The organism is Streptomyces sp. NBC_00569, assembly GCF_036345255.1.
Classification (GTDB): domain Bacteria; phylum Actinomycetota; class Actinomycetes; order Streptomycetales; family Streptomycetaceae; genus Streptomyces.
In genome coordinates this window covers 9270190-9292441 of record NZ_CP107783.1, presented here as the reverse complement: position 1 = coordinate 9292441, position 22252 = coordinate 9270190, and the positions used below count along the sequence as shown (strand labels likewise).

Below are 22252 nucleotides of genomic sequence, written 5' to 3'. Positions count from 1 at the left end.
TGTGCGAAGTTCGTCAGAGCTCACCGTCTCCGCTGGTCAGCTCGCTGATCCGGCTGGAAAGGTAGCGCCGCTCGGCCTCGGTCGGCGCCAGATTCAGGGCTTCCTCGTACGCCTGCCTGGCCTCGGCCGTCCGGCCGGAGCGGCGGAGCAGGTCGGCCCGGGTCGCGGGCAGCAGGTGGTAGCCGTCGAGGCGCCCGGATGCCGCCACCTCGTCGACCAGTGCCAGACCGGCCGGGATGCCCTCCGCCATCGCGACCGCCACCGCCCGGTTCAATTCGACGACCGGGGACGGGGCCAACCGGGCCAGCTCCGCGTACAGCACCGCGATCTGCGGCCAGTCCGTGCTCGCCGCGTCGGGCGCGGTGGCATGGCAGGCGGCGATCGCGGCCTGGACCTGGTAGGGCCCGGTACGCCTTCCGGCCAGCGCCAGGTCGAGGATCTCCACGCCCTCGGCGATCAACCCCTGGTCCCACCCGCTCCGGTCCTGCTTCTCCAGCGTGACGAGCACGCCGTCGGACGTACGGGTCATGCGGCGCGCCTCGTGCAGCAGCATCAGGGCGAGCAGCCCGCGCGGCTCGGGTTCACCGGGCATCAGCCGGACCAGGACCCGGGCCAGCCGGATCGCTTCGGCGGTCAGCGCCCGGCGGGCGGCCTCGCCCTCGTCGTCGTACCCCTCGTTGAAGATCAGGTACAGCACCGCGAGGACGGCGCCGAGTCGCTGCGGGAGCAGGTCGGCGGGTGGCACGCGGTACGGGATGCCGGCCTCGGCGATCTTGCGCTTGGCGCGGACCAGGCGCTGCGCCATCGTCGGCTCGGCCGTCAGGAAGGCCCGGGCGATCTCGGCGGTGCTCAGCCCGGCCAGCGTACGCAAGGTGAGCGCGACCCGGGCCGGGAAGGGCAGCGCCGGATGGCAGCAGGTGAAGATCAGTCGCAGTCGCTCGTCCGGGATGTCCTCCACCGGTGGTTCGTCCGGGCCCCGGGTGATCGCGGCGAGCCCGCGCAGCTTGGCCGCGCCGACGGCGTCGCGCCGCAGCCGGTCGGTCGCGCGGTTGCGGGCGGTGGTGGTGAGCCATGCGCCCGGACGGCGCGGCACGCCGTCACGCGTCCAGGTGGTCAGCGCGGCGGCGAACGCGTCCTGCGCGCAGTCCTCCGCCAGGTCCCAGTCGCCCGTCGCCCCGATCAGGGTCGCGACCACCTGACCCCACTCGTCCCGGAACGCGGTGTCGACGGCCGTGCGGACCCGGTCGTCCGGCGCGGTCATTCCCAGACCGGGCGGATCTCTACGCCGCCCCAGCGCGCGTAGGGATGGCCTTCGGCGATCGCGATCGCCTCGTCCAGGTCCGCGCACTCGACGATCACGAAGCCGCCGACGAAGTCCTTGGTCTCCGCGAACGGGCCGTCCGACACCAGGGTTTCGCCACCCCGGACCCGGACCGTGGTCGCGTCCACCACCGGACGCAGCCGCGCGCCGACGAGCATGCCGCCCCGCCGGTCGAGGTCCGCGAGCCAGGCCTGGTGCACGGGGTCCGCCGCAAGGTCCTCGTTGCTGGGCGAAGCCTTCTCGTCGTCGCAGATGAGCAGCACGTACTTCACCCTGTTCATTCTGCCTCCGATATCGTCGGCGTGAGGGTTGCGAATCGCATCGCAGACGGGCCACACCACACCCGCGCTCCTTGTCGTGACCGGCTCGGTCTGTCGTCCGTCCATGCCAAGATCTCCGCTGCACCTTGACGGACAGCAGCTAATGGGTCGCGGCCGCGCTGTCCGCAGACCGTTGCGACGTCCGGCGCGTTGTCCGGCCCCACAGCGCGTCATGCACTCCGGTCTCCATCCAGTCGGCCTGGCTGTCGTCGGCCCCGGCGATCGCGAGAGCGAGGAGCCTTACTGAGGCCGTCGTTCCCACGCGGGCCAAGGCCTCTGCCGTCTGCCGGTGACCGCCGTGTCCTCGGTGTCCAGCAACAGCCCCGCCAACGCTTCCGCAGCCTCGGGAACATGGGCGGCTCGCGAACAAACCCGGGCCGGGGAGCCGAAGGCGCCGACGAACGACCGTGCCGGAGCAGGATGCTCGACCTGAGGCCGCGGCAACCACTCGGTGGGGTCGGCCATGACCGGCTACCCAGTGGCTGTCGCCGCGTCCACGGTCTCGGGCGCGGTCGGCTCGTCGGGGGTCGGCGGCGTGCGGTACGCGCGGAGGGAGGCGTTCGTCGCTGCCACTGCGGCGACAGCCAGCGTGGCGGAGAGGCCGCCGGTGACCAGGGTGAAGGGGGCGGAGGTTGCCGATGCCATCAAGCCGCCCCGGAAGTTGCCGAGTTCGGGGCCCGCGACGCCGATGACGTGCTCCACGGAGGAGACCCTCCCCCGGTACGCGTCCGGGGTCTCCAGCTGGACCAGTGCACTGCGGGTGACGACGGAAACGGTGTCGGCGGCCCCGGCCACAGCCAGGCATCCGAGCGCCGGCCACAGCGGCCCGGACAGGCCGAAGCCCGCCAGCGCAAGGCCCCAGACTGCGGCAGCGCACAGCTGGACCAGGCCGCCGCGGCGCCAGCGCGTCACCATGCCGGAGAGAAGGCCGGCCGCGATCCCGCCGACCGCGACGGCCGAGAGGAACAGACCGAGGGTCTGCGGGTTGCCGTCGAAGCGGATCTCGTTGACCAGCGGGAAGAGCGCGATCGGCATGGCGAGCAGCGTCGCGGACAGGTCGGTGGCCATCGAGCCCCACAGTGTCGGGCGGCGCAGGACGATCCGCCAACCTCCGCGCTCCGGGCGGCGCCTGGAGACCTTCGCGTCGGTGCCGCCGGGCTTCATGGCCGGGAGGCGGAGCACCGCGAGCACCGAGACAAGCGTCGCCACAGCCTGGGCGGCGTATGCGGCGGAGAGGTCCCAGCGGGCGATGATCAGCCCGGCGAGTGCGGGCCCGGCCAGCATCGCCACCTGGAACGAGACGTTGGTCAACGCGAGACCTGCCGCGACCTGGTCCGCCGGAAGCAGCCGGACCGGGAAGGTTCGCCGGGCAGGGGCACCCAGCGCGCCGCAAGCGGTCCCGGCGGCAACCAGGGCGAGCAGCAGGAACACATTCCGGTTGCCCGCCACGGCTTGAGCGGACAGCCCTGCGGCGACCAGCAGTTGGCCTGTCGTAGTGGCCCGCACCAGCGCCCGGCGGTCGACACTGTCGGCCAACGTGCCGCCGAGCAGCCCGAACAGCACCATCGGCAGGCCGGTGGCGAGCCCGATGGCACCAGTGCCCACCGTGCTGCCGGTCAGCTCCCAGACCTGGGCGAGCACCGCCACCGTCGCTATCTGGCCGCCGAGTTGGGAGGTGGAGGTGCCGATCCACAGGTCGCGGAACGGCCTGCTGCCACGCAGCGGGCGGGTGTCGAGGAATCGGACACGCCTGTTCACCGGATTTCTCCGAGGCCGGTCCGGCCTTCGGGCCGGGGAGGGATCGGACTCCTGCGGGGCAGGGCAGGAGAAGGTGATTCGCCGGCTGGGCGGATCGGCGTGCTCCCGTCGTGGTGGTGGGGCAGCCCATATTGGTTCAGAGCTCTCAACTGTCAGTCCTCCCGGATAGGTTGCTGTTCATGACGAACGCGGCGCAGGAGAAGGCAGGTGTCGGGCATGCCCGCTACACCTTCCGTCTTCGCGTGTCGTCCACCGCAGTTGGCGCTCTCGCAGCGGAATGGGCGCGGTGCCGGTGGCTGTGGAATGAGTGCTGCGCCCGCTCGAAGAGGGCGCACGCCGAGAACGAGAAGTGTGGTCCGGCCCGGCTGGACAAGATGCTGACCGAGGCGCGTGCCTGCATGGGCTGGCTGCGCGAGGGCTCCAGCGTTCCTCAGCAGCAGGTGATACGCGATTTCGCGAAGTCGGGGGCGAAGGCGCTGAAGGACATCAGGGCCGCTGTGCCGGTGCGGCAGCGGGCCGGGATGCCCAAGTACAAGAAGAAGCACCAGGACGACTTGTCGCTGAACTACACCCGGCGGGGTTTTCGGCTCAAGGGCGGCCGCCTGCACCTGGCAGGCGGCATCGCCGTGACGGTCGTGTGGTCGCGTGCCCTTCCCGAGCCACCCTCCAGCGTCCGCGTCTACCGCGACAGCACCGGAGCTTGGTACGCGTCTTTCGTCGTGGCGAGCATGCCCGAGACACTGCCGAAAACCGGCCGGGTGATCGGGATCGACTGGGGTGTGAAGGAGACCGCGACCACCACCAGCGACGACCACGACCTTCCTCACCCGCAGCACGGGAAGAGGGCCGCCCAGCGCTGGGCGCACTATCAGCGGATGATGTCCCGGCGTAAGCCGAAGCGTGGATGCGCCGGATCGAAGGGCTACCGCGAGGCGAAGCGGCAGACGGCGAAGCTGCACAAGAAGGTGGCCCGGCAGCGTCAGGACACCGTCCGCAAGTGGGCCAAGAAGGTCGTCCGCGACCATGACGGCCTGGCCGTGGAGGACTTCCGGCCGAAGTTCCTCGCGAAGTCCACCATGGCCAAGAAGGCCGCTGACGCGGCGATCGGCGCGACCAAGACAGCCCTGGTCGAGATGGCCCGTAAGCACGGCCGGTCCGTGCACCTGGTGCACCCGGCGCACACCACGATGGACTGCGCAGCATGCGGAGCGAGAACCAAGCACGCGCTGCCTCTCAGAACGAACGTATACGTGCACCACGTGCGGGGTGTCCCGACCTCGGGACAAAAACTCAGCCCGTGTGATGCTCGTCCGGGCTGGTCTCTGTCCCGGCTAGTGCTGATCGTGTAAGACCTGCATCCCCGCCGGGGATCAGGCCACGTGAGCTAGGAATCCCCCTGCTTTAGCTGGGGGAGGTTTCAATGCGCTGGCTCCGTGAGGTGGTGGAGGATCCGCTCCCGCATCGACCGGTGCTCCAGTGCCCGCCGCACCTCCTCGACGACAGCCGTCATCGCATGCGGGATCTCGCCGTCAAGCTCGGCGACCGTGGCGTGCGTGGCCCGCCACTCGGCCTCAAGGAATGGCACCAGTGAGCGTCCGCGCTCGGTCAGGTTGATCCGCCGGGTGCGGGCGTCGGGCCCTGGTTCGGAGGTGACCAGATCCTCCTTGCGCATGGCGGCGATGGTCTGGCTGATCGCGGAGTGCGAGCGGTTCAGGGACTCGGCGAGTTCGCGGATGGTCAGCGGTCCGGTGTGGGCGAGCCGGATCAGCGGGTACGCGAACCGCGGCCGCACCCCCTTGATGCCGCGCTCGACGTAGACCTGCTCGATCTCGGCGTCCATGGCGGCCAGCAGCTGGTGCAGCGACTGCCACGGATCAGGCAGCGTCGTGGGGTCGGTAGATGTCACAGTGCTAATATAACAGCGCTGCGATAAATGAGGATGCGTCACTACCGCCCAGCCGAATCGGCCGAACTCGCCAGAAATCCGACCGAGAACCACCACCTCGTGCCGCTGCCCAACGTCGACCGCCATTACTGGCAGCTCGTGCAGGCCATGCACCCGGAACTCGGGTTCTTCTCGGAGCTGCTGATGTCCTGCGCCCTCGGCGTCGCCGAGCCGGACGCCGAAGCCTTCCGTCGCGCGAGCCGAGCAGCGGGCACGAACCCGGAACACTGCTTCTTCGCCGACGACACGATGGCGAACACGGGGGCCGCCAAGGCGCTGGGCTTTCAGGCCCACTGGTTCCGCGATGTTCCCGGCCTCCACCGAGCCCTGCAAGGCGCCTGAACGACGGAGGCGCGGGCGGCACGCAGGGGCTCCGCGGGTCCCGTCTCCGGATCGGACGGCCTCCAGCAGACCCAGGGCCGCCACCCGGCGGGCCGGCCCGGGACACGGCACACCTCGACTTGATAGGCAAGTGAAGAGTTGCCTATCATTGTGGCCATGGCCGACGATCTTTTCAAAGCCTTGGCCGACCCCACCCGCCGCACCATCCTCGACGAGCTCTCGGAGCAGTCCGGACAGACACTGTTCGAGATCTGCGGGCGACTGAGCATGAAGCATCAGCTCGGCATCTCACGCCAGGGCGTCTCCCAGCACCTTGCCGTACTGGAGGCCGCCGGGCTCGTCGAGACCAGGCGGGAGGGCCGCTACAAGTTCCATGACCTCAACACGGCGCCGTTGCGCCACATCGCGGAGCGATGGCCCGTGCCCGACACATCCGAACCGGAGGAGAGCACCTCATGAGGATCCACCTGACCAGCGTCTTCGTCGACGACCAGGCCAAGGCCGAGCGCTTCTACACCGAGATCCTCGGCTTCGTGAAGAAGCACGACGTCCCGGTCGGCGAGAAGGACCGCTGGCTGACCGTCGTCTCGCCCGACGAGCCGGGCGGCACCGAACTCCTCCTGGAGCCGGCAGGTCACCCGGCCGTCAAGCCCTACCGCGACACGCTCGTCGCGGACGGCATCCCTCTCGCCCAGTTCGCCGTCGACGACGTCAAGGCGGAGTACGAGCGCCTGCGCGCCCTCGGTGTGGTCTTCACCCAGGAACCCGTGGAGATGGGCCCCGTCACCACCGCCGTCTTCGACGACACCTGCGGCAACCTGATCCAGATCGCGACGAAGCCGGAGTAGGCGACCGCCCGCCCGCGCGAGAGGCCCCCGGCCGGGACTACGCCTCGGCGGGCTTCACGGCCGGCGCGTGGAACTCCGCGAGCAGGCCGAGCACCTTGCCGAGTTGCCCCCGCACCGCGGGATCGGTGATCACTCCGTCCGTGCCGATCATCCGGCGCTCCACCGGGATCCTCGCGCAGGCCGACTCCACGATGTCGGCGCCCGTGTAGCCGAGTACGGTGCGCAGGGTCGCCGCGGCGCCCTCGCCCCGGCCCGGGGCAGCCGCGTTCACGAAGGCCACGGGCTTGTCGCAGATCTCGGTGCCGCCGACCGTCCAGTCCAGCAGGTTCTTGAACGAACCCGGCAAGGTGCCCGCGTACTCCGGCGTACAGATCAGGATCGCCGTCGCCTCCGCGATCGCCGCGCGCAACGCGGCCACCGGGATCGGCAACGGATCGGCGTCGTCGTCGGGGTTGAAATGCGGAAGCGCCGCCAGCCCGTCGTACATGACCGTGCGCACCTGAGGGGAGGCCAGGGCCTGCGCAGTGCGCAGCACGGCCTCGTTGGAGGAATCGGTGCGCAGGCTTCCGGACAGCAGCAGGATCGAAGGCAGCGTGGTCATCCGCTCAACCTATCGGGCCGTGAGCCGGTTCCGGCTGCGGCTTCCTGCGGCGCACGATCGGGGCCCAACTCCCCTACTTCCGCTGTGAGCCGCCTATGCGCGGCTTGCCCCCTTTGCGGCCCTCCCGCTACGTTCGCCCCTCAGGCGTTTCACCCCTCGCACGGAGACCTCGCCCATGTCGCAGCTGGAGATCGATGCCGTCGTCTTCGACGTACTCGGCACCCTCGTCGACGAACCCGCCGGTATCCGCAACGGCATTCGCGCACTCGACCCGTCGCTCGACAGCTCCACCGTCGAACAGCTGTTGTCGCTGTGGCAGCAGCACATCGAACGCGAGCAGCGTCGCGTCCTCGACGGCGGCCGGACCTACCTCACCAGTGACGCACTCGACCAGGAAGCCGCCCGGCTCGTCGCCGAGGCCGCCGGAGTCGGCGACCCGGCCTCCGTGGCGGCGCTCGCCCGGTCAGGCCGACGGCTCCCGCCATGGCCCGACACCGTGACCGGCCTCGCCCGACTCGCGGAACGGCACCCGCTGATCGGGCTCTCCAACGCGAGCCGGACGGCGCTGCTGGAAGTCAACGCCCACGCCGGCCTGCGCTGGCATCAGGCGCTGTCCGCCGAGGACGCCCGGACCTACAAGCCGGACCCGGCGGTCTACCGGTTGGCCGTGACGGTCTCCGCACGACCGCCCGAGCGCCTGCTGATGGTCGCCACCCACGCCTGGGACCTGCGTGCGGCCCAGACTCTCGGCCTGCGCACCGCCTACGTCACCCGTCCCGTCGGCGACCCGCCCACCGTCACGGACCAGTTCGACCTGTACGCCGACGGCTTGGACGACCTGGCCGACCAACTCGACAAGGACAACCCGTCCCTCCTCGGCCGGCCCACGTCATAGGTGGGGTATGACCCAGATCCGGCAGAAACGGGCCATGGGGTGATCTTGGTCCAGTTCGGACCTGGCGGAGGATCTGGATGGCGGGCTCGGGTGACATCAGGTCGTCCATCGCCTGGCGGTGGTTGGCGTCGTCGCCGTGGCAGACGAGCCGGTCGCTGAGGACGTACAACCTAGTGGCGGGCCGCTCCGCGCGCCTCCTTCTCCGTGTCGAAGACCATGAGCGTGCCGTCCCACTCATCATCGACCAGATCGGCGCCGCACACGTCGCACAGGGCCTGGAGCATTGACCGGGGCTTGAACACCATCTCGCTCTCCTTCAGTCGTCGGCCTCGGCGAGCGCCCGGTAGAGCGACGCGACGGAGGGGTGTTGGCCGGCGTTTTTGCCGGTCTTGACGGTGAGCTTCTTCGTGATGTCGGGGACGGGGGGTGCCCTTGGCTTTGAGAGCCTGGGCGAAGGTGAGCATGTCGTCGTCGATGGCCTTAGGCGCGGGGCGCCATCCTGGTGTGTGCCGGGAGGTGTCCCGCTGGAGGAGCCTCCGACGGGACACCTCCCGGCCGAGGCGGTTGTTGTTGTCAACGGCTTTTCGCGGATGCCTCGTTCGACGTGGTGACCGCATCTGGATGGGGGGAACGTTGCGGCGCCACGGAGCGTTCCGCGGGCTCGGACCTCGCCAGCCACAGGCCGGTGAACACGGCGGTGGCCAAGGTGATGGCGCCAGCCGCGACGAAGGCGCTGTTGAGGCCGGTCTCGAAGGAGGCGCCGCCGGATTGCCGGGTGCGGACGATGACTCCGAGTACCGCCACGCCGAGTACCGCGCCGATCTGCCGGGTAGTGCTGCTGACGCCTGAGGCGAGGCCGCCTTCTTGCGGGCTGACCGCTTGGATGGCGGCTCCCGTTAGTGGGGACAGGGTCAGGGCGAAGCCGGTGCCGATGACGCCCAGCCGCCACCACACGTTCCCGTAGCCGGTGTCGGCGTGCACCATGCCGAGCGCCAGCAGTCCCAGGCCGGCCAGGGCCAGGCCGGTGGTGACCACGATGCGGAAGCCGTACCGGGCGGCGAGATGGCCCGCGAACGGGCTGACGGCCACCATGGCGAGGGATACCGGCAGGGTCTGTAGTCCGGCCCGCAGGATCGAGCTGCCCTGGACGTACACGAAGAACTGGGAGAAGAAGAACGACGACCCCATGAGCGCGAACCCCACGACGACCATGGCGGTGTTGGACACGGTGAACAGGCGCTGCCGGAACAGCCGCAGCGGCAGCATCGGAGCGGAATGGCGCGCTTCGACGGCGACGAACGCGGCGAGGAGGATGATCGCGGCGGTGAAGCTGCCCAGGATCATCGGCGATGTCCAGCCGCGGGCACCACCCTCGATCAGCCCGTAGGTCAGCGCCCCCACCCCCAGAACGGACAGCACCGTCCCGGGGATATCGATCGCGGGGGCGCCCGGGTTGCGGGTCTCTTCAAGGCTGCGCAGACCGACCAGCAGAAGGACCACGCCGATGGGCAGATTGACCAGGAAGATGGCGGGCCAGCCGAAGGCGTCGGTCAGCACGCCGCCGGCCACGGGGCCTGCGGCCAGACCGATTCCGCTGAATCCGGCCCACAGCCCGATTGCTCTGACCCGTTCCTGCGGCACGGGATAGGCGGCGGCGAGCAGGGCCAGTGAGGCAGGGCTCAGAGCCGCGGCCCCGATGCCTTGCAGCACCCGGCCGGCGACCAGCCAGCCGACCGAGGGCGCGAGGCTGCACAGCACCGACGCGACGGTGAACACCACCACGCCGGACAGGTACACCTGCTTGCGGCCGAACCGGTCGGCGAAGATGCCGCCGGACATCAGCAGCATGGCGACCAGCAGTACGTACGCGTCGACGATCCATTGCAGACCGGTCAGCTGAGTGTGCAGCCGGTGCTGCATATCGGGCAGCGCCGCTCCAACGATCGTGTTGTCGAGCAGGACCATGAACTGGCCCAGACAGGTCACCGTGAGCAGCACGGTGCGGTGGGACCGACTGCCTACGAATCCATGCGATGCAGCGATGGGAATTCCTCTCAATCGTTGGTCGCGCCGCGCCACCGTCGACGTGCGTGGCGATACACCGGAGCGCTTTAAAGCAGTCTCTGGCTGCGTTAACGGACTGTAGGAGGATCCGCAGGTAAACGCAAGTGCCGACTGCGTTAAGGTGGGTGCATGTACGAGCAACAGCGAGCCCGAAGGCCCGGCGGGCGTAGTGCCCGCGTCGGCGCGGAGGTGCACCAGGCCGTCACCGACTTGATCGGCGAGCGCGGCTACGGCAACTTCACCGTCGGCGAGGTCGCGGCCCGTGCGGGTGTGGCCGACAGCAGCATCTACCGCCGGTGGGGCAACCTGGAAACGCTGCTCACCGACGTGGCACTCACCCGCCTCAATGCGCAGTCACCGATGCCCGACACCGGGAGCCTGGCCGGTGACCTGCGCACTTACGCCGCCCAAGTGGCCCGCGAGATCACCGGACCCGACGGTCCGGCGGTGCTGCATCTGGCCGTCGCCCTGTCGAGCAGCGGTCAGCAGGGTCTGCGGGCTGGTGAAGCCCTCCGTGCTGAACGCACCCGGCAACTGCAGTCCATGCTCGATCGAGCCCGCGAACGTGGCGAGGACGCACCCGACGCATTCGCCGTGCTGGACCACATCCTGGCCCCGATGTACATCCGCGTCCTGTTCGGGATGGGCCCGCTCACCCCGGATTACGTCGACGGGCTTGTCGACCGACTGCTGTGACCTCAGCCCGGCCCCCGGGGCCACCTCTCGGACGCGGGGCCAGGGCTCCGAGAGGTGCTCGCCGACACGCGCCGGGCCAGCTCAGGCATCCGGCCCTTGGCCGGCTCACGCGGCCTGGCTGAATCCCTCGGTAGGCGGGCCGTCGCCGCGGATCGGGGTGAAGTCGACGTCCAGGTGCGGGTTGTAGGCGTCGGGTTCGTCGGCGAGTTCGTGGGTGGAGTATGCGCCGAAGCGGCGGATGTGCTTGGTCAGGTACGGCGAGACCTGCGCCGGGCCCTCCGGGGCGACCTTCTCTCCTTCGTCCTGCAGCTGGCGGACGATCTCGGCGCCGTCCGCGCGATGTGGAAGATGATCGCGTTGGCCGGCGGGGCGTTGAACTTCGCGGTCTGCTCCTGCTCGAGGGGGTCGTTGTTGGCGAGCACGCCGCCGTTGCCGACGCCGACCCACTTCGAGAAGTTGTTGAACGCCTCCACCTTGTTCGTCGCCGCCGTCACTCTGCGGCGCAGCAAATGCGGCGGCTGCTGGCGAGAACGGCGCACAGCGACGGGCGGACAGAGCAGGCGATTCCCGCGTCTGCCAAAATCGGACGTACCGCTTGGCCTCTGCGCCGCCACCCTGCAATACAGATCTACCGAGGTTGTCGTGACCAAGCCCGTGGCCCGCGCGTCTCAGCGCCGCAATGCACGATCCAACCGAGCGCGCATCCTGGACACGGCCCGCCAAGAGCTGGGCCGGAACCCGAACATCACGATGGAGGAGCTCGCGCGAGCTGCCGGCGTCGTGCGGCGAACCCTCTTTGGGCATTTTCCCGGGCGGGAAGCCCTGCTGGCCGCGCTCGCCGACGAGGCGTCCGCAGCGCTGCGGGAGGCGGCGGAGGACGCGGTGGGGCTGGATGATCCGGCAGAGCGGGCCCTGGCGCGGCTGTTCCTTGCGATGTGGCCCGTGGGAGACAGGTACCGGATGCTCTTGGCGCTGGCTCGCAGGCACTTGGGAGCCGAACGCGTAACGGGGATCCTGGCTCCGATCCGAGACGCGGCGACGGACATTTTGGAGCGGGGACAGCGGGAGGGAGTTTTCCATTCACACCTGCCACCCGTGGCGCTCAGCGCCGGGCTGGAGGCGCTGACGGTCGCCTTGCTGGAGAGCGTTAATGACGGGGTGCTGGATGATGATGTCGTCCCTCTCGTCATCGCCACCCTGATCGCTGCCGGGGTGCCGGAAAAGCGTGCGAGTGACGTGGTCGTGGACGTCTCTTCCGTGATCAATGCCGAGCCCGGCTTCGGTGATGGCGCCTGATCCCGGCCGCTGCGTCTCCATCGATCCGAGCCGCGCCGTGGCCACGAGGTGGGGTCTGTTCCTGCTCGCTGACTCCGGCCTCGGGCAGGTGCTGTCAGGGCACACCGGGTCGAGGGGGCGTCAGGGCTGTGGGTAACTCTGCTTCGACCCGTCTCGGTGAGCCGTACCTGTTCGATACGGCCATGGCCGATGCACTCGAGAAGTACGCACAGGCCGTCGACGAGCGCCTGCGCGGCGTCGATGATCCCGCTGAGCGCCTCGCCGAGGTGTGCGGCTCAGCGCGCGCGTGGCCGACTCATACCCGAAGACCATGCAGATCCTGTGCCACAGCCGGCCCGGTCGGATATGCCGGGGCGGCGGACTGGTTCCGCGGGCGAAGCGCGACGTGGAGGAGGGCGTGGCCGCAGGCCGGTCCACCGTGGTCGACCCGGTGCTCGCCCTGACCGCGCCGAACGGCAGCCTGCCGGCGCTCCTGAAGCTGTGGTGCAACCAGCCCGCGGCCGACAGCGGCCAGGCCGCAGGCACGATGGTCGAGATGGTCCTGCACATGCTCGGCCTCTCCCCGGATGAGGCCCGAGACCTCGCCCGGCGGCACCCCCCCCCCCGCTGCGGCGTGAAGAGGGTCCTGTCGCGCACCGGCCGGCTGGCGCCGACTGCGGGCCGGTTCTCGCGGCCCGCGTCACGGACCGGGGTGGCTGGTATCTCTCGCCTGCTGTCGCCCCCGCGGCCTCAGAGTTGGATGGGCAGGTGGCGGGGTCCGCGGAGCATGGCGTTCTGTCGGTAGGGCGGCGGGTCCTGGACCAGGCGTGCCGTGCCGAGGTGAGGGAGCAGCGCTCCCAGTGCGGCCTGGGCTTCGATGCGGGCAAGGGGTGCGCCGTAGCAGACGTGGATGCCACTGCCGAAGCCGAGGTGCTCGTTGTCCGGGCGGGTGGGATCGAACCGCTCGGGATCGTGGAACCGCCTGGGGTCGCGGTTGCCCGAGGCCAGCACCAGAACGACGGGGGCACCTTGGGCGATCGGCGTACCGGCGATGTCCATGTCGGCGAGCGGGATGCGCTCACGCATGTGGACCGGAGGTTCGTAGCGCAGCAGTTCCTCCACCACTCGCGGCAGCAGGTCGGGGTCACGGCGCAGCTGGTCCAGGTGCTCGGGTTGGCGCAGCAGGGTCAGCACCCCGTTGGTGATCAGGTTGACCGTGGTCTCGTGTCCTGCGATGAGGAGCAGCACGGCGGTTTCCGCGAGTTCCTCCTGGGTGAGTCGCAGGGCCGGGTCCGGCTCGTTGACGAAGGCGGAGAGCATGTCGTCGCTAGGCTTGCCACGTCGCTGTTCTGCGAGGTTGACCAGGTACCCGCCCATCTCGATGCGCGCCTGGTCGCCCGCCTTGTCGGTCTCGGTGGTGTCCTGTTCGGGCCTGACGTCGGCGGCTGCGACCAGCGCGTCGGACCAGGCCCGGAACAGCGGCTCGTCCTCGTGCGGTACGCCGAGCAGGCGGCAGATCACCGTGACGGGCAGCGGGTAGGCGAAATCGTCGACGACGTCGATCTGCCGGCCCGCCTCGAAGGACTCCATCAGTTCCTTGGTGATCCGGTCGATCTCGCCGCGCATGGCATCGACCCGGCCCGGGTTGTGCGGCGGGCCGAAGGGCCGCATGGCGAGGGTGCGCAGCCTGTGGTGCTCGGGGTCGTCGAGCCGCAGGAACGGCGGCTTGTGTGTCACTTCGCCACGGCTGCGGGGGTCGGCACTCATCCGCGGGTCGTGGAGCAGAGAGGCGATCTCATGGTAGGTGCCGACCAGGTAGCTGCCGTCTGCCTGCTGCACCACGGGACCGGCCTCGCGGAGTTCCGCGTACAGCGGGTACGGGTTGGGGCGACTGGCGTAGTCGGTGATCCGTGCCAGCAAGGTCTCGGAGGGCATCGTGGCTCCTCGTGGTTGGGCGGGACGGGGGTCAGCGGGTGGGCTGCACCACCGACAGCCGGCGGTCGGGCAGGTGACCGGTGAGCGCCACGATCGGGCCGTGCGACAACCCACTCGGATCCGGCACGTCCGACGGAACCGCGATGTCGGCCGCGATCGCACGGTCCTGGGCGCCGGGCGGGGGCGGGAACGGAGCAGCCGTCTCGATCAGGTGTCGGTAGTAGTCGAGCGACTTGGCCATGTCGACGGTGACGGCGGCGGTGACCCGTCCCTGGTAGCCGTAGACCATTGCCAGACGGCGCGCCTCCAAGGAGCCCTGGGCGATGACCACGTGGTCGGAGTAGGTGGGCACGCCCACCGATTTGATGTTGAGCCCGAACTGGGTCGACCAGAACGACGGGACAGCCAGGTGAGGGTGCTGCAGGGGCCCGGGATTGACCATGTTGTGTGCCGCCACCTTGGCCTGCTCGACCGCGTTTCCCCAGTGTTCCAGGGAGAGCATCTGGTAGCCGAACAGCGGGTGCGGGAACCGGGACACATCGCCGGCCACGAAGACGTCGTCGGTGACGATTCCGTACATGTTGAAGGCCCGGCATCCGGCGTCGCAGGCGATTCCGCGCGGGCCTGCCGCCAGCCCGGACTCCGCCAGCCATTCGACGTTGCGGATCGCGCCCAGCGCCACGACGCACACGTCTGCGTCGACGCGGCTGCCGTCAGACAGCTCCGCACCGGTGAAGCTGCCGTTCCCGCGCAGGGCGGTGACCGTCACCCCGGTGCGCAGGTCCACCCCGTGGTTGCGCTGCATGGCGGCCGCGAGTTTCGACAGGGTGCCACCCAGCGCGCCCACCAGGGGTGCGGGGCCGCGTTCGGCGACCGTGACCTCCAGTCCCCGTTCCCGGCAGGCCGAGGCGATCTCCGAGCCCGTGAAGCCGCCGCCGATCACCAGCACGCGCTCCGGCCCGGCGGCCAGCCGCTCGGCCAGTCCCCCGGCGTCCTCGCGGGTGCGCAGGGTGAAGACCCCGTCCAGGGCGCCCTCCTCCTGGTCGGGCCAGGGCCGCGCGCGGGTCCCGGTGGCGATCAGCAGCCGGTCGTACGGCAGCGACTCACCGCCCTCCAGCAGCACCTGTTTCGCGAGCAGGTCCACGCCGGTGGCGCGCACGCCCAGCCGCCACTCGGCGTCCGGGTCCCGGCGCATCGGCAGCCCGGTGGTGTCCGCCGTCGCCTGCCCGAGCAGCACCTGCTTGGACAGCGGCGGCCGGTCATAGGGCGGGTGGGGCTCGTCCCCGACCACGGTCAGCGAGCCGGTGAAACCCTCCTCACGCAGCGCCTCCGCCGCTCTGAGCCCCGCCAGCGACGCGCCGACGATGACGATACGGCCGTCCTTGAGGTCACCGGGCACCGCCGCTCACCTCCTCACCGAGGAGGATCGCCTGCACCGGGCACGCCGCCGCGGCCTGGCGCACGCGCTCGACCTGGTCGTCGGGGACGGCCGTGGCGTAAAGCAACCCCTCCTCGCCATGCAGCTCGAATACATCCGGCGCGAGAAAGACGCACTGCGCGTAGCCCTGGCAGCGCGTGAGGTCCACAACGGTCTGCATCCCCACCACTCCCTCCGTTGTTTCACCCCCTCATTTCCAGCATGGGGCCAGACGCGGGCACCCGCATGCCACGGCTTCGGAGACGGAAATCCCGGGCAGCTCGTCCCTCAGGGGCGAGGGCTCAGCCCAGGACGTGCTTGAGTCCGAGGCCGCGCCGATATGGGGATGGTGGATGAACGTGCTGGAACAGCTGGCAAGTTGCTCACCGGTGTGGCTGATCTCCGCGGGGCAGAGTCCGAGATGGTCGGCTCAGGTAAGCAACCTCTTGAAGGCCAGGCGTACTTCGTCCAAAGGGCTGACGCGGTCCGGGCCAGGACATCGAGCCGTTCATCCCGCTGGCGGCCGTGCGGACCATTTCCACCGCCTGGACAGTTCCATACGTCGTATGGTAATCCTGGAGGAGTACTTCCATACGCCGTATGGAAAAGTCTGCATCGGCCACGCCAGGCGCCGCACTGCGCTTGCAGGCATCCGATGGTGCAGATCGCATCAGTCGGGAAGGGAAGACCATGAATAAGCTCACGAGGCGCATTGCTGTCACCGCTTGCTCCGTGGCGGTCGCGGGTGCCGCCGTTCTCAGTGCCGGGGGTACCGCTTCGGCCGCGACTTCTGCATCCGCGCATGTCCAGCACCCAGCCGTCAACGCCGGCGACGACCGCTGGGACCACGGTGTCGGCTACCTGCTGGAACTGGGTTACTCCTGGGACGAGATCCATGGCTGGCACCGCGACGGCCGGGATGAGATCAGCGGTCGCGGTACCGCTTCGGCCGCGACTTCTGCATCCGCGCATGTCCAGCACCCAGCCGTCAGCGTCAACGTCGGCGACTACCGCTGGGACCACGGTGTCGGCTACCTGCTCTTCTTGCAGGGCTACTCCTGGGACGAGATCCGTGGCTGGGACCACGACGGCCGGGATGAGATCAGCGGTTCCTGACCGCTGCCCAGGCAGGAGCGAAAGTCGATGGAGACTTTGAAGCCCGTCATGCAGGGGGTGGCCGTGCGGCTTGTCATCTCGCGCGCCTACTCGCTGTCCATGTGCTTGAGCCTGCGGGACGGGATCACTGATCCCTTGGTCGTCCGTGCCGCCCCTTTCACCGACACCGACGAGCCGGTCGAATGAGTCCTGGGGCGTGATCTTCTGGCCGATGGCCTGAGGGGTTCTGCCGACTGTGGGGACGTCCGGGTCCGGTCGACCGTCGGCCGCGGTGACCAAGCGATGTGCATCGTTCTCGGTCACCCGCGGGCACCGCTTCGCTCGAGGTTCCCGTGCAGGACGTCAAGGCCCTATTGGAGACCACGAGGGCGGTAGCGCCAGGGGGTACCGAGTCCGGACCCATCGACTGGGACCTCGAACTGGCGAACTTGTTTGCAAAAGGCTGAGAGAAGCCTCCCAACCGCCGTGCGGCTGGGGATCTTTGCCCCGGCGGCAGAAGAGAAGGAACGAGTGTTCATGCCCCAATACCAGCTTCGTGTCTACACACTGCGCAGCCCTGAGGCGCTCGTCGCCTACGAGAACATCTGGGCCAAGCACATTCCCGGTATGGCCAAGCACAGGATCAACACACACGGCGTCTGGACGGTGCCGGCGACCACCGCCAGTGAGGCGCCCCAGCTGTACGCCCTCGTTTCCTACCAGGACGCCGACGACGTTCAGGAGAGGCTGGAGGCGTACCTGTCCAGCCCCGAATTCCGCGCGGACATGGAGGGCTTCGACATCAGCCAGATCGTCGGCGTCGCCGAGTCCGTGCTGACGCCCACCGCCGACTCACCCTTGCGGTGACAGGTACCGAGCCGCTCGAAGTCTGCTGCGACCTTCTCGTTCGTATCAGGAAACGCCGCGCAACTCCGCCAAGGCGCTCACCGGTCGGCAACGGGCAGGGACGAGATCGGCGAGGTCGGCGTGACGGTTGCAGTTGCTGAAGACCTGGCCGAGTGCCCGTCAGTACGGCGGCCGACACCCAGTGACATGGAGGCTCAGCAGACCGGGGCGGGAGCGCGTCCCGGCGCACCGTGCGCCGGGCTCCGGGCTGCGACCCTGCACATGACTCGGCCGGCCGAGTCATGTGCAGGGTCGCAGCCCGGAGCGTGGCCGAGCCGCACGGCAGCGCCCAGGTCCCTGGACGCTGCGGTTCCTGGGACCGAACGAGACCGGGGGCCAGGCGCACCACCCAGGTGGGCGAACCAGGGGCAGGGTGAGCGCGAGGTGGCGTAGGGCAGGCTGCGCCCGCAGGGCGCGCAGGTGGATCCGTCGACGGAGTACACCATCAGGTCGGTCAGGTCGGCCACAGATCGGGCGCCCGACCCAGCCGCGGCACACCGCGCATCTGCTGCGGCCGCGTGGACAGGACCTTTCCGGATGATGGGTGGCTCCTCATGGGCCGCGGCCTGAGCCCGCCCGAGCAAGGGCGAGCCTCAGGCCGCAATGCTTCAGGACTGCCCCATAAATGGCCGGCGCCCTGGCCGTCCGTCATCCATCGGCGGCGAGTCGGCTCTCCAGACCCGTGATGATCGTGTCCAACGCCAGACGGAAGACGCCGTTCTCGTCACTGCCTGGAGGGGCGAGCCCGTCTTCGCCGACAGTGGGGGGTTTGAGGCTCGACCACTGGTCGAGCGCGCCGTTGAGCTCGGCGGTGAGGACACCGGTGATGACGGCGCACACGAGAGCGGCGATTTGCGGGAGCTCGGAGTGCGGCACCCCAGCGGCGTCCAGGATCGCGGCGAGCGAGACCCAGAACGGGTCTTCAGGCTGGATGAAGTCCGCCTGGTGGCTGAACGAGTAGGCCATGAGCTTGGGGTGGCGGTGCGCCAGCGTCCGGAAATCCGTGGCGAGCAAGCGGATGCGCTCCTGCCAGGGGGCATCCTCCAGCGTCACGCTGCGGAACTGGGTGCCGACCATTCTCGCCACGCCGCGCAGCACGGCGTCCTTGTTCGGCACGTGGTGGTAGAGCGACATCGGGTTCGCATCAAGCGCGGTCGCGAGTTTGCGCATGGTGAGCGCCTCGACCCCGTCCGCGTCGATGAGCCGCAGGGCGGCGGCATAGATCCCGGCCTCGGTCAGAGGCACGTCCCTCTTTCTTGTTCCCCGCGGGGGACGCTTCGCCTTTTCCATACGCGGACGGTATCAGTTTCATACAGCGTATGGAAATAGCTTCGGCTACATGGCGGCATGACGGTCGCCACACAGACCCCGGGGTTGCGGTCGACTTTCCATACGCCGTATGGTACCAATTCCATACGGCGTATGTTTCCGTGATGCATCCCGGTATCGCCGCCGCCCTTGCCCGTCCCCTCTCTGCACAGAGGAGCAAGCCATGACCACACAGCCCAAGAACGACCTGCGACCCATCCGGTCTCCGCGCGGGGTCCCCTTCCTCGGCCACACACCGCAGATCCCCAGCACCAACCCAGTGGAGTACTTCGGCGAGCTGTCCAAGCAGTTCCCCGAGGGGCTCTACGGCATGGAGATCGCCGGCATCGAGCAGGTCTTCGTCTGGGACCCGGACCTGGTGGCCGAGGTCTGCGACGAGACGCGGTTCTTCAAGCAGATCGACAAAACGCCGCTGGCCCATGTCCGGGACTACGCGGGAGCCGGCCTGTTCACTGCCCACCAGCACGAGGAGGAATGGGGCATGGCGCACCGAGTCCTCCTCCCGGCCTTCAGCCAGCGGGCCATGAAGGGCTACTACGGGCAGATGCTGGAGATCGCCCAGAACCTGGTGGGCAAGTGGGAGCGTAAGGAGGGCAAGCCGGTCAACATCACCGACGACTACACCCGGCTGACCCTGGACACCATCGCTCTGTCGGGGTTCGGTTACCGGTTCGACTCCTTCGCCAAGGAGGATCTGCACCCGTTCCTCAAAGCGCTGCTGGAGGCGCTGGTCGAGTCGCTGCGGCGCTCGCAGGAGCTGCCGATGATGACCAAGATGCGCAAGGCCGATGACAAGAAGTACCGCGCGAACATCCAGCTGATGCGGGACCTGGTCGAGAATGTGATCAAGGAGCGCCGTGAGGGCAAGGGCACCGCTGAGGATGACCTGCTGGGTCTGATGCTGGAGGCCACCGACCCGGAGACCGGCAAGGGGCTGGACGACGACAACGTCCGTGACCAGGTGGTGACGTTCCTGATCGCCGGTCACGAGACCACCAGTGGTCTGCTGTCGTTCGCCACGTACTCGCTGATGCGCAATCCGCAGGTGCTGGCCCAGGCCTACGCCGAGGTCGACCGGCTGCTGCCGGGCGACACGGTCCCGGACTACGACACGATCATGCAGATGGACGTGATCCCGCGGATCCTGGAGGAGACCCTGCGCCTGTGGGCTCCCATCCCGATGATCGGCAAGTCGCCGATCGAGGACACCGTCATCGGCGGCTGCTACGAGCTGAAGAAGGGAGCGCGGGTCAACCTCCTCGAGGGTCCGCTGCACACCCACCCCAAGGCGTGGGACCGGCCGGAGGAGTTCGACATCGAGCGGTGGCTGCCGGAGAACCGGGTCAACCACCACCCGCACGCCTACAAGCCGTTCGGCAACGGCGTGCGTGCTTGCATCGGCCGGCAGTTCGCGCTCACCGAGGCCCGTCTGGCCCTCGCACTGGTGCTGCAGAAGTTCAAGTTCGTCGACACCAACGACTACAAGATGGACGTCAAGGAGGCGCTGACGCGCAAGCCCGGCGGCTTCGAACTGAAAGTGCGGGCCCGTCGGGAACACGAGCGGACCGTCTTCGGCGCAGTCGACCTGCAGACCGACGACATGCGGGAGCAGGCCGCGGTCAGCGGTGTCGGGGTGAACCTGACCGTCGCCTACGGCTCCAGCCTCGGCTCGTGCGAGGACCTGGCGCGCACCATCGCCGACCGCAGCGAGCGCTCCGGCTTCGGCACCACCGTGGTCGGCCTGGACGAGCTGGGCGACAACCTGCCCACCGAGGGCCTGCTCGTCGTCGTCGCCTCCAGCTACAACGGCAAGGCCCCGGACAACGCGCAGCGTTTCGACGACCTGCTCGCCGCCGGACTCCCGGAGGACTCGCTGTCCAACGTGCGGTTCGCGCTGCTGGGTGCCGGCAATACCCAGTGGGTGGCCACCTACCAGGGCTTCCCCAAGCGGATCGAGGCAGGCCTGCTGGCCGCCGGCGCCACCCCCGTCATCGAGCGCGGCATCGCGGATGCCGCCGGTGACTTCGACGGTATGGCCACCCGCTGGATGGACAGCCTGTGGACCACCCTGGCCGAGGAGTACGCGGCCGACACCTCGGAGGCCAGCGGCCCGCGCTACCAGGTGCAGCTGCTGACCGAGGCGGATGTGCGCCCCGCGATCGTCTCCGAGCAGGCCTACTCACTGACCGTCGTCGCCAACGAGGAACTCGTCAGCGACGCGACCGGGCTGTGGGACTTCAGCATCGAGCCGCCGCGCCCGGCCGCGAAGTCCATCACCATCGAGCTCCCCGACGGCGTCACCTACGACACCGGCAACCACCTGGCCGTCTTCGCCAAGAACGAGCCGGCCCTGGTCAACCGCGCCCTCGCCCGCCTCCGCGTCGACCGCGACCAGGTCCTGCGCCTGGAACTGCCGGCCGGCGGCCGCACCCACCTTCCGGTGGGCACCCCGGTGACGGCAGGCCTGCTGCTCACCGAGTTCCTGGAGCTGCAGGACGTGGCCACCCGCTCCCAGATACAGACCCTGGCCGAGCACACCGAGTGCCCGTGGACGCGGCCGCAGCTGCAGGCCTACACGGCCGACACCACCGAATCCGAGGAGCGCTACCAGACTGAGATCCTGAGCAAGCGGGTCTCCGTGCTGGGCCTGCTGGAGCGCTTCCCTGCCGTCGAGCTGCCGCTGGCGGTCTTCCTGGACATGATGGGCCCGATCCGCCCGCGGTTCTACTCCATCTCCTCCGCCCCGCTGGCCAACCCGCGCCACGTGCGCCTGACCGTCGGCCTGCTGGAAGGCCCGGCCCTGTCCGGCGACGGCCAGTACCGCGGCACCTGCTCGTCCTACATCGCAGGCCTCGAGCCCGGAGACGTCTTCTATGGCTACGTGCGCGTGCCCTCGCCGACCTTCGCCCCGCCGGCCGACCCGGCCACGCCGCTGGTCCTCATCGGCCCGGGCACCGGCATCGCGCCGCTGCGCGGATTCCTGGAGGAGCGCGCCTCGCAGCAGGAGAACGGCATAGAGGTAGGCCTGTCCCAGGTCTTCGTCGGCTGCCGCCACCCGGAGCACGACTACTTCTACCGGCAGGAGATGCAGACCTGGGAGCAGTCCGGGATCGCCCAGGTGCACACCGCCTACTCCGCGGTGACCGGCCACCCGGCCCGGTTCGTCCAGAACGCCATCGCCAACGCCGCCGAGACCGTGTGGCAGGCCATCCAGGACGGCGCGTACATCTACGTCTGCGGTGACGGCCGCCGCATGGCACCCGCCGTGCGCGAGGCCCTCGCGGCCATCTACCGGAAGCACACCGGCAGCGACGACGAGGCCGCCCAGCAGTGGCTCGCCCAGCTCGAAGCGGACGAGCGCTACCAGCAGGACGTCTTCGCCTGACCCCCAGACGCCGGGAGAGTGCGGCGCTCTTGACACCCCCACTCTCCCGGCCACCACTCACCCTCGACGGCACCACACGGCACCCATCGACCCGAACCGCCGGACGTGCCGCTCACAGAA

General features: G+C 69.3%; 23 protein-coding genes and 2 pseudogenes. 13 read left to right on the top strand and 12 right to left on the bottom strand.

Going from position 1 to position 22252, the window contains the following annotated elements:
• Positions 1 to 13: 13 nt before the first annotated feature.
• From OHO83_RS41995 to OHO83_RS41985, 3 genes are all read right to left on the bottom strand, one after another.
• Positions 14 to 1261, bottom strand: a complete 1248-nt coding sequence (locus OHO83_RS41995) for an RNA polymerase sigma factor (protein WP_266680364.1) — start codon at positions 1259 to 1261, stop codon at positions 14 to 16.
• Positions 1258 to 1602: a YciI family protein gene (locus OHO83_RS41990; RefSeq protein WP_266680362.1), complete on the bottom strand. Its 345-nt coding sequence runs from the start codon at positions 1600 to 1602 to the stop codon at positions 1258 to 1260. Before OHO83_RS41990 ends, OHO83_RS41995 begins: the two co-directional genes overlap by 4 nt.
• Positions 1603 to 2112: 510 nt before the next feature.
• Entirely contained in the window at positions 2113 to 3399 is a 1287-nt protein-coding gene (locus OHO83_RS41985) for an MFS transporter (RefSeq protein WP_266680360.1), read from the bottom strand.
• A gap of 179 nt (positions 3400 to 3578) precedes the next feature.
• Here OHO83_RS41985 and OHO83_RS41980 point away from each other — a divergent pair.
• Positions 3579 to 4804 (top strand): annotated as a pseudogene (locus OHO83_RS41980) (RNA-guided endonuclease InsQ/TnpB family protein).
• Positions 4805 to 4816: 12 nt separating this feature from the next.
• Here OHO83_RS41980 and OHO83_RS41975 read toward each other — a convergent pair.
• Positions 4817 to 5305, bottom strand: a complete 489-nt coding sequence (locus tag OHO83_RS41975; RefSeq protein ID WP_266666219.1) for a MarR family winged helix-turn-helix transcriptional regulator — start codon at positions 5303 to 5305, stop codon at positions 4817 to 4819.
• 33 nt (positions 5306 to 5338) lie between these two features.
• Between OHO83_RS41975 and OHO83_RS41970 the strand changes: the two genes are divergently transcribed.
• From OHO83_RS41970 to OHO83_RS41960, 3 genes are all read left to right on the top strand, one after another.
• Positions 5339 to 5686, top strand: coding sequence for an HAD family hydrolase (locus OHO83_RS41970; RefSeq protein WP_266666221.1), 348 nt, complete (start codon positions 5339 to 5341; stop codon positions 5684 to 5686).
• 156 nt (positions 5687 to 5842) lie between these two features.
• A complete protein-coding gene (locus OHO83_RS41965) occupies positions 5843 to 6145 on the top strand; it encodes an ArsR/SmtB family transcription factor (protein ID WP_266666223.1) in 303 nt (100 codons plus the stop codon).
• Positions 6142 to 6534 (top strand): VOC family protein, encoded by a 393-nt coding sequence (locus OHO83_RS41960; RefSeq protein ID WP_266666225.1) that lies wholly within the window; start codon positions 6142 to 6144, stop codon positions 6532 to 6534. Before OHO83_RS41965 ends, OHO83_RS41960 begins: the two co-directional genes overlap by 4 nt.
• Before the next feature lie 37 nt (positions 6535 to 6571).
• On the opposite strand, the gene OHO83_RS41955 is transcribed toward OHO83_RS41960, so the two are convergent.
• Positions 6572 to 7135: an NADPH-dependent FMN reductase gene (locus OHO83_RS41955; RefSeq protein WP_266666227.1), complete on the bottom strand. Its 564-nt coding sequence runs from the start codon at positions 7133 to 7135 to the stop codon at positions 6572 to 6574.
• 175 nt (positions 7136 to 7310) lie between these two features.
• Between OHO83_RS41955 and OHO83_RS41950 the strand changes: the two genes are divergently transcribed.
• A complete protein-coding gene (locus OHO83_RS41950; RefSeq protein WP_266666229.1) occupies positions 7311 to 8030 on the top strand; it encodes a haloacid dehalogenase type II in 720 nt (239 codons plus the stop codon).
• Positions 8031 to 8200: 170 nt separating this feature from the next.
• Here OHO83_RS41950 and OHO83_RS41945 read toward each other — a convergent pair whose 3' ends face one another.
• On the bottom strand, positions 8201 to 8335 hold the full coding sequence (locus OHO83_RS41945) for a hypothetical protein (RefSeq protein WP_266666231.1): 135 nt from the start codon (positions 8333 to 8335) through the stop codon (positions 8201 to 8203).
• A gap of 268 nt (positions 8336 to 8603) precedes the next feature.
• Positions 8604 to 10073 carry an MFS transporter gene (locus OHO83_RS41940; protein WP_266676062.1) on the bottom strand — a complete coding sequence of 490 codons (1470 nt, stop codon included), beginning with the start codon at positions 10071 to 10073 and terminating at the stop codon, positions 8604 to 8606.
• A gap of 150 nt (positions 10074 to 10223) precedes the next feature.
• On the opposite strand from OHO83_RS41940, the gene OHO83_RS41935 reads away from it, so the two are divergent.
• Entirely contained in the window at positions 10224 to 10790 is a 567-nt protein-coding gene (locus OHO83_RS41935) for a TetR/AcrR family transcriptional regulator (RefSeq protein WP_266666233.1), read from the top strand.
• Positions 10791 to 11181: 391 nt separating this feature from the next.
• Here OHO83_RS41935 and OHO83_RS47150 read toward each other — a convergent pair.
• Positions 11182 to 11296 (bottom strand): annotated as a pseudogene (locus OHO83_RS47150) (Tn3 family transposase); the annotation flags it as partial.
• A gap of 136 nt (positions 11297 to 11432) precedes the next feature.
• Between OHO83_RS47150 and OHO83_RS41930 the strand changes: the two are divergent.
• A complete protein-coding gene (locus OHO83_RS41930; RefSeq protein ID WP_266676064.1) occupies positions 11433 to 12086 on the top strand; it encodes a TetR/AcrR family transcriptional regulator in 654 nt (217 codons plus the stop codon).
• Positions 12087 to 12396: 310 nt separating this feature from the next.
• On the top strand, positions 12397 to 12870 hold the full coding sequence (locus tag OHO83_RS47145; RefSeq protein WP_443066110.1) for a hypothetical protein: 474 nt from the start codon (positions 12397 to 12399) through the stop codon (positions 12868 to 12870).
• Here the strand turns inward: OHO83_RS47145 and OHO83_RS41925 are convergent.
• The 3 genes from OHO83_RS41925 to OHO83_RS41915 are packed head-to-tail and all read right to left on the bottom strand — an operon-like array spanning position 12816 to position 15598.
• The gene (locus OHO83_RS41925; protein ID WP_266666237.1) at positions 12816 to 14000 is read right to left on the bottom strand and encodes a cytochrome P450; all 1185 of its coding nucleotides are present in this window, start codon (positions 13998 to 14000) and stop codon (positions 12816 to 12818) included. The two genes, OHO83_RS47145 and OHO83_RS41925, sit on opposite strands and share 55 nt — an antisense overlap.
• Before the next feature lie 31 nt (positions 14001 to 14031).
• Entirely contained in the window at positions 14032 to 15399 is a 1368-nt protein-coding gene (locus OHO83_RS41920; RefSeq protein WP_266666239.1) for an NAD(P)/FAD-dependent oxidoreductase, read from the bottom strand.
• Positions 15389 to 15598, bottom strand: a complete 210-nt coding sequence (locus tag OHO83_RS41915; RefSeq protein WP_266666241.1) for a ferredoxin — start codon at positions 15596 to 15598, stop codon at positions 15389 to 15391. Before OHO83_RS41915 ends, OHO83_RS41920 begins: the two co-directional genes overlap by 11 nt.
• Before the next feature lie 419 nt (positions 15599 to 16017).
• Between OHO83_RS41915 and OHO83_RS41910 the strand changes: the two genes are divergently transcribed.
• The 4 genes from OHO83_RS41910 to OHO83_RS41900 all read left to right on the top strand — a co-directional run bounded on the left by OHO83_RS41910 (position 16018) and on the right by OHO83_RS41900 (position 17379).
• On the top strand, positions 16018 to 16533 hold the full coding sequence (locus OHO83_RS41910; RefSeq protein WP_266666243.1) for a hypothetical protein: 516 nt from the start codon (positions 16018 to 16020) through the stop codon (positions 16531 to 16533).
• Between the two features lie 27 nt (positions 16534 to 16560).
• The gene (locus OHO83_RS41905) at positions 16561 to 16719 is read left to right on the top strand and encodes a hypothetical protein (protein ID WP_266666245.1); all 159 of its coding nucleotides are present in this window, start codon (positions 16561 to 16563) and stop codon (positions 16717 to 16719) included.
• Positions 16720 to 16722: 3 nt separating this feature from the next.
• Positions 16723 to 16908, top strand: a complete 186-nt coding sequence (locus OHO83_RS47140; protein WP_443066109.1) for an SsgA family sporulation/cell division regulator — start codon at positions 16723 to 16725, stop codon at positions 16906 to 16908.
• Between the two features lie 141 nt (positions 16909 to 17049).
• On the top strand, positions 17050 to 17379 hold the full coding sequence (locus tag OHO83_RS41900; RefSeq protein WP_266666247.1) for an NIPSNAP family protein: 330 nt from the start codon (positions 17050 to 17052) through the stop codon (positions 17377 to 17379).
• A gap of 687 nt (positions 17380 to 18066) precedes the next feature.
• Here the strand turns inward: OHO83_RS41900 and OHO83_RS41895 are convergent.
• Positions 18067 to 18663 carry a TetR/AcrR family transcriptional regulator gene (locus OHO83_RS41895; RefSeq protein WP_266666249.1) on the bottom strand — a complete coding sequence of 199 codons (597 nt, stop codon included), beginning with the start codon at positions 18661 to 18663 and terminating at the stop codon, positions 18067 to 18069.
• Positions 18664 to 18910: 247 nt separating this feature from the next.
• Here OHO83_RS41895 and OHO83_RS41890 point away from each other — a divergent pair, with 247 nt between their 5' ends.
• On the top strand, positions 18911 to 22132 hold the full coding sequence (locus OHO83_RS41890; RefSeq protein WP_266666251.1) for a bifunctional cytochrome P450/NADPH--P450 reductase: 3222 nt from the start codon (positions 18911 to 18913) through the stop codon (positions 22130 to 22132).
• Positions 22133 to 22252: the final 120 nt, after the last annotated feature.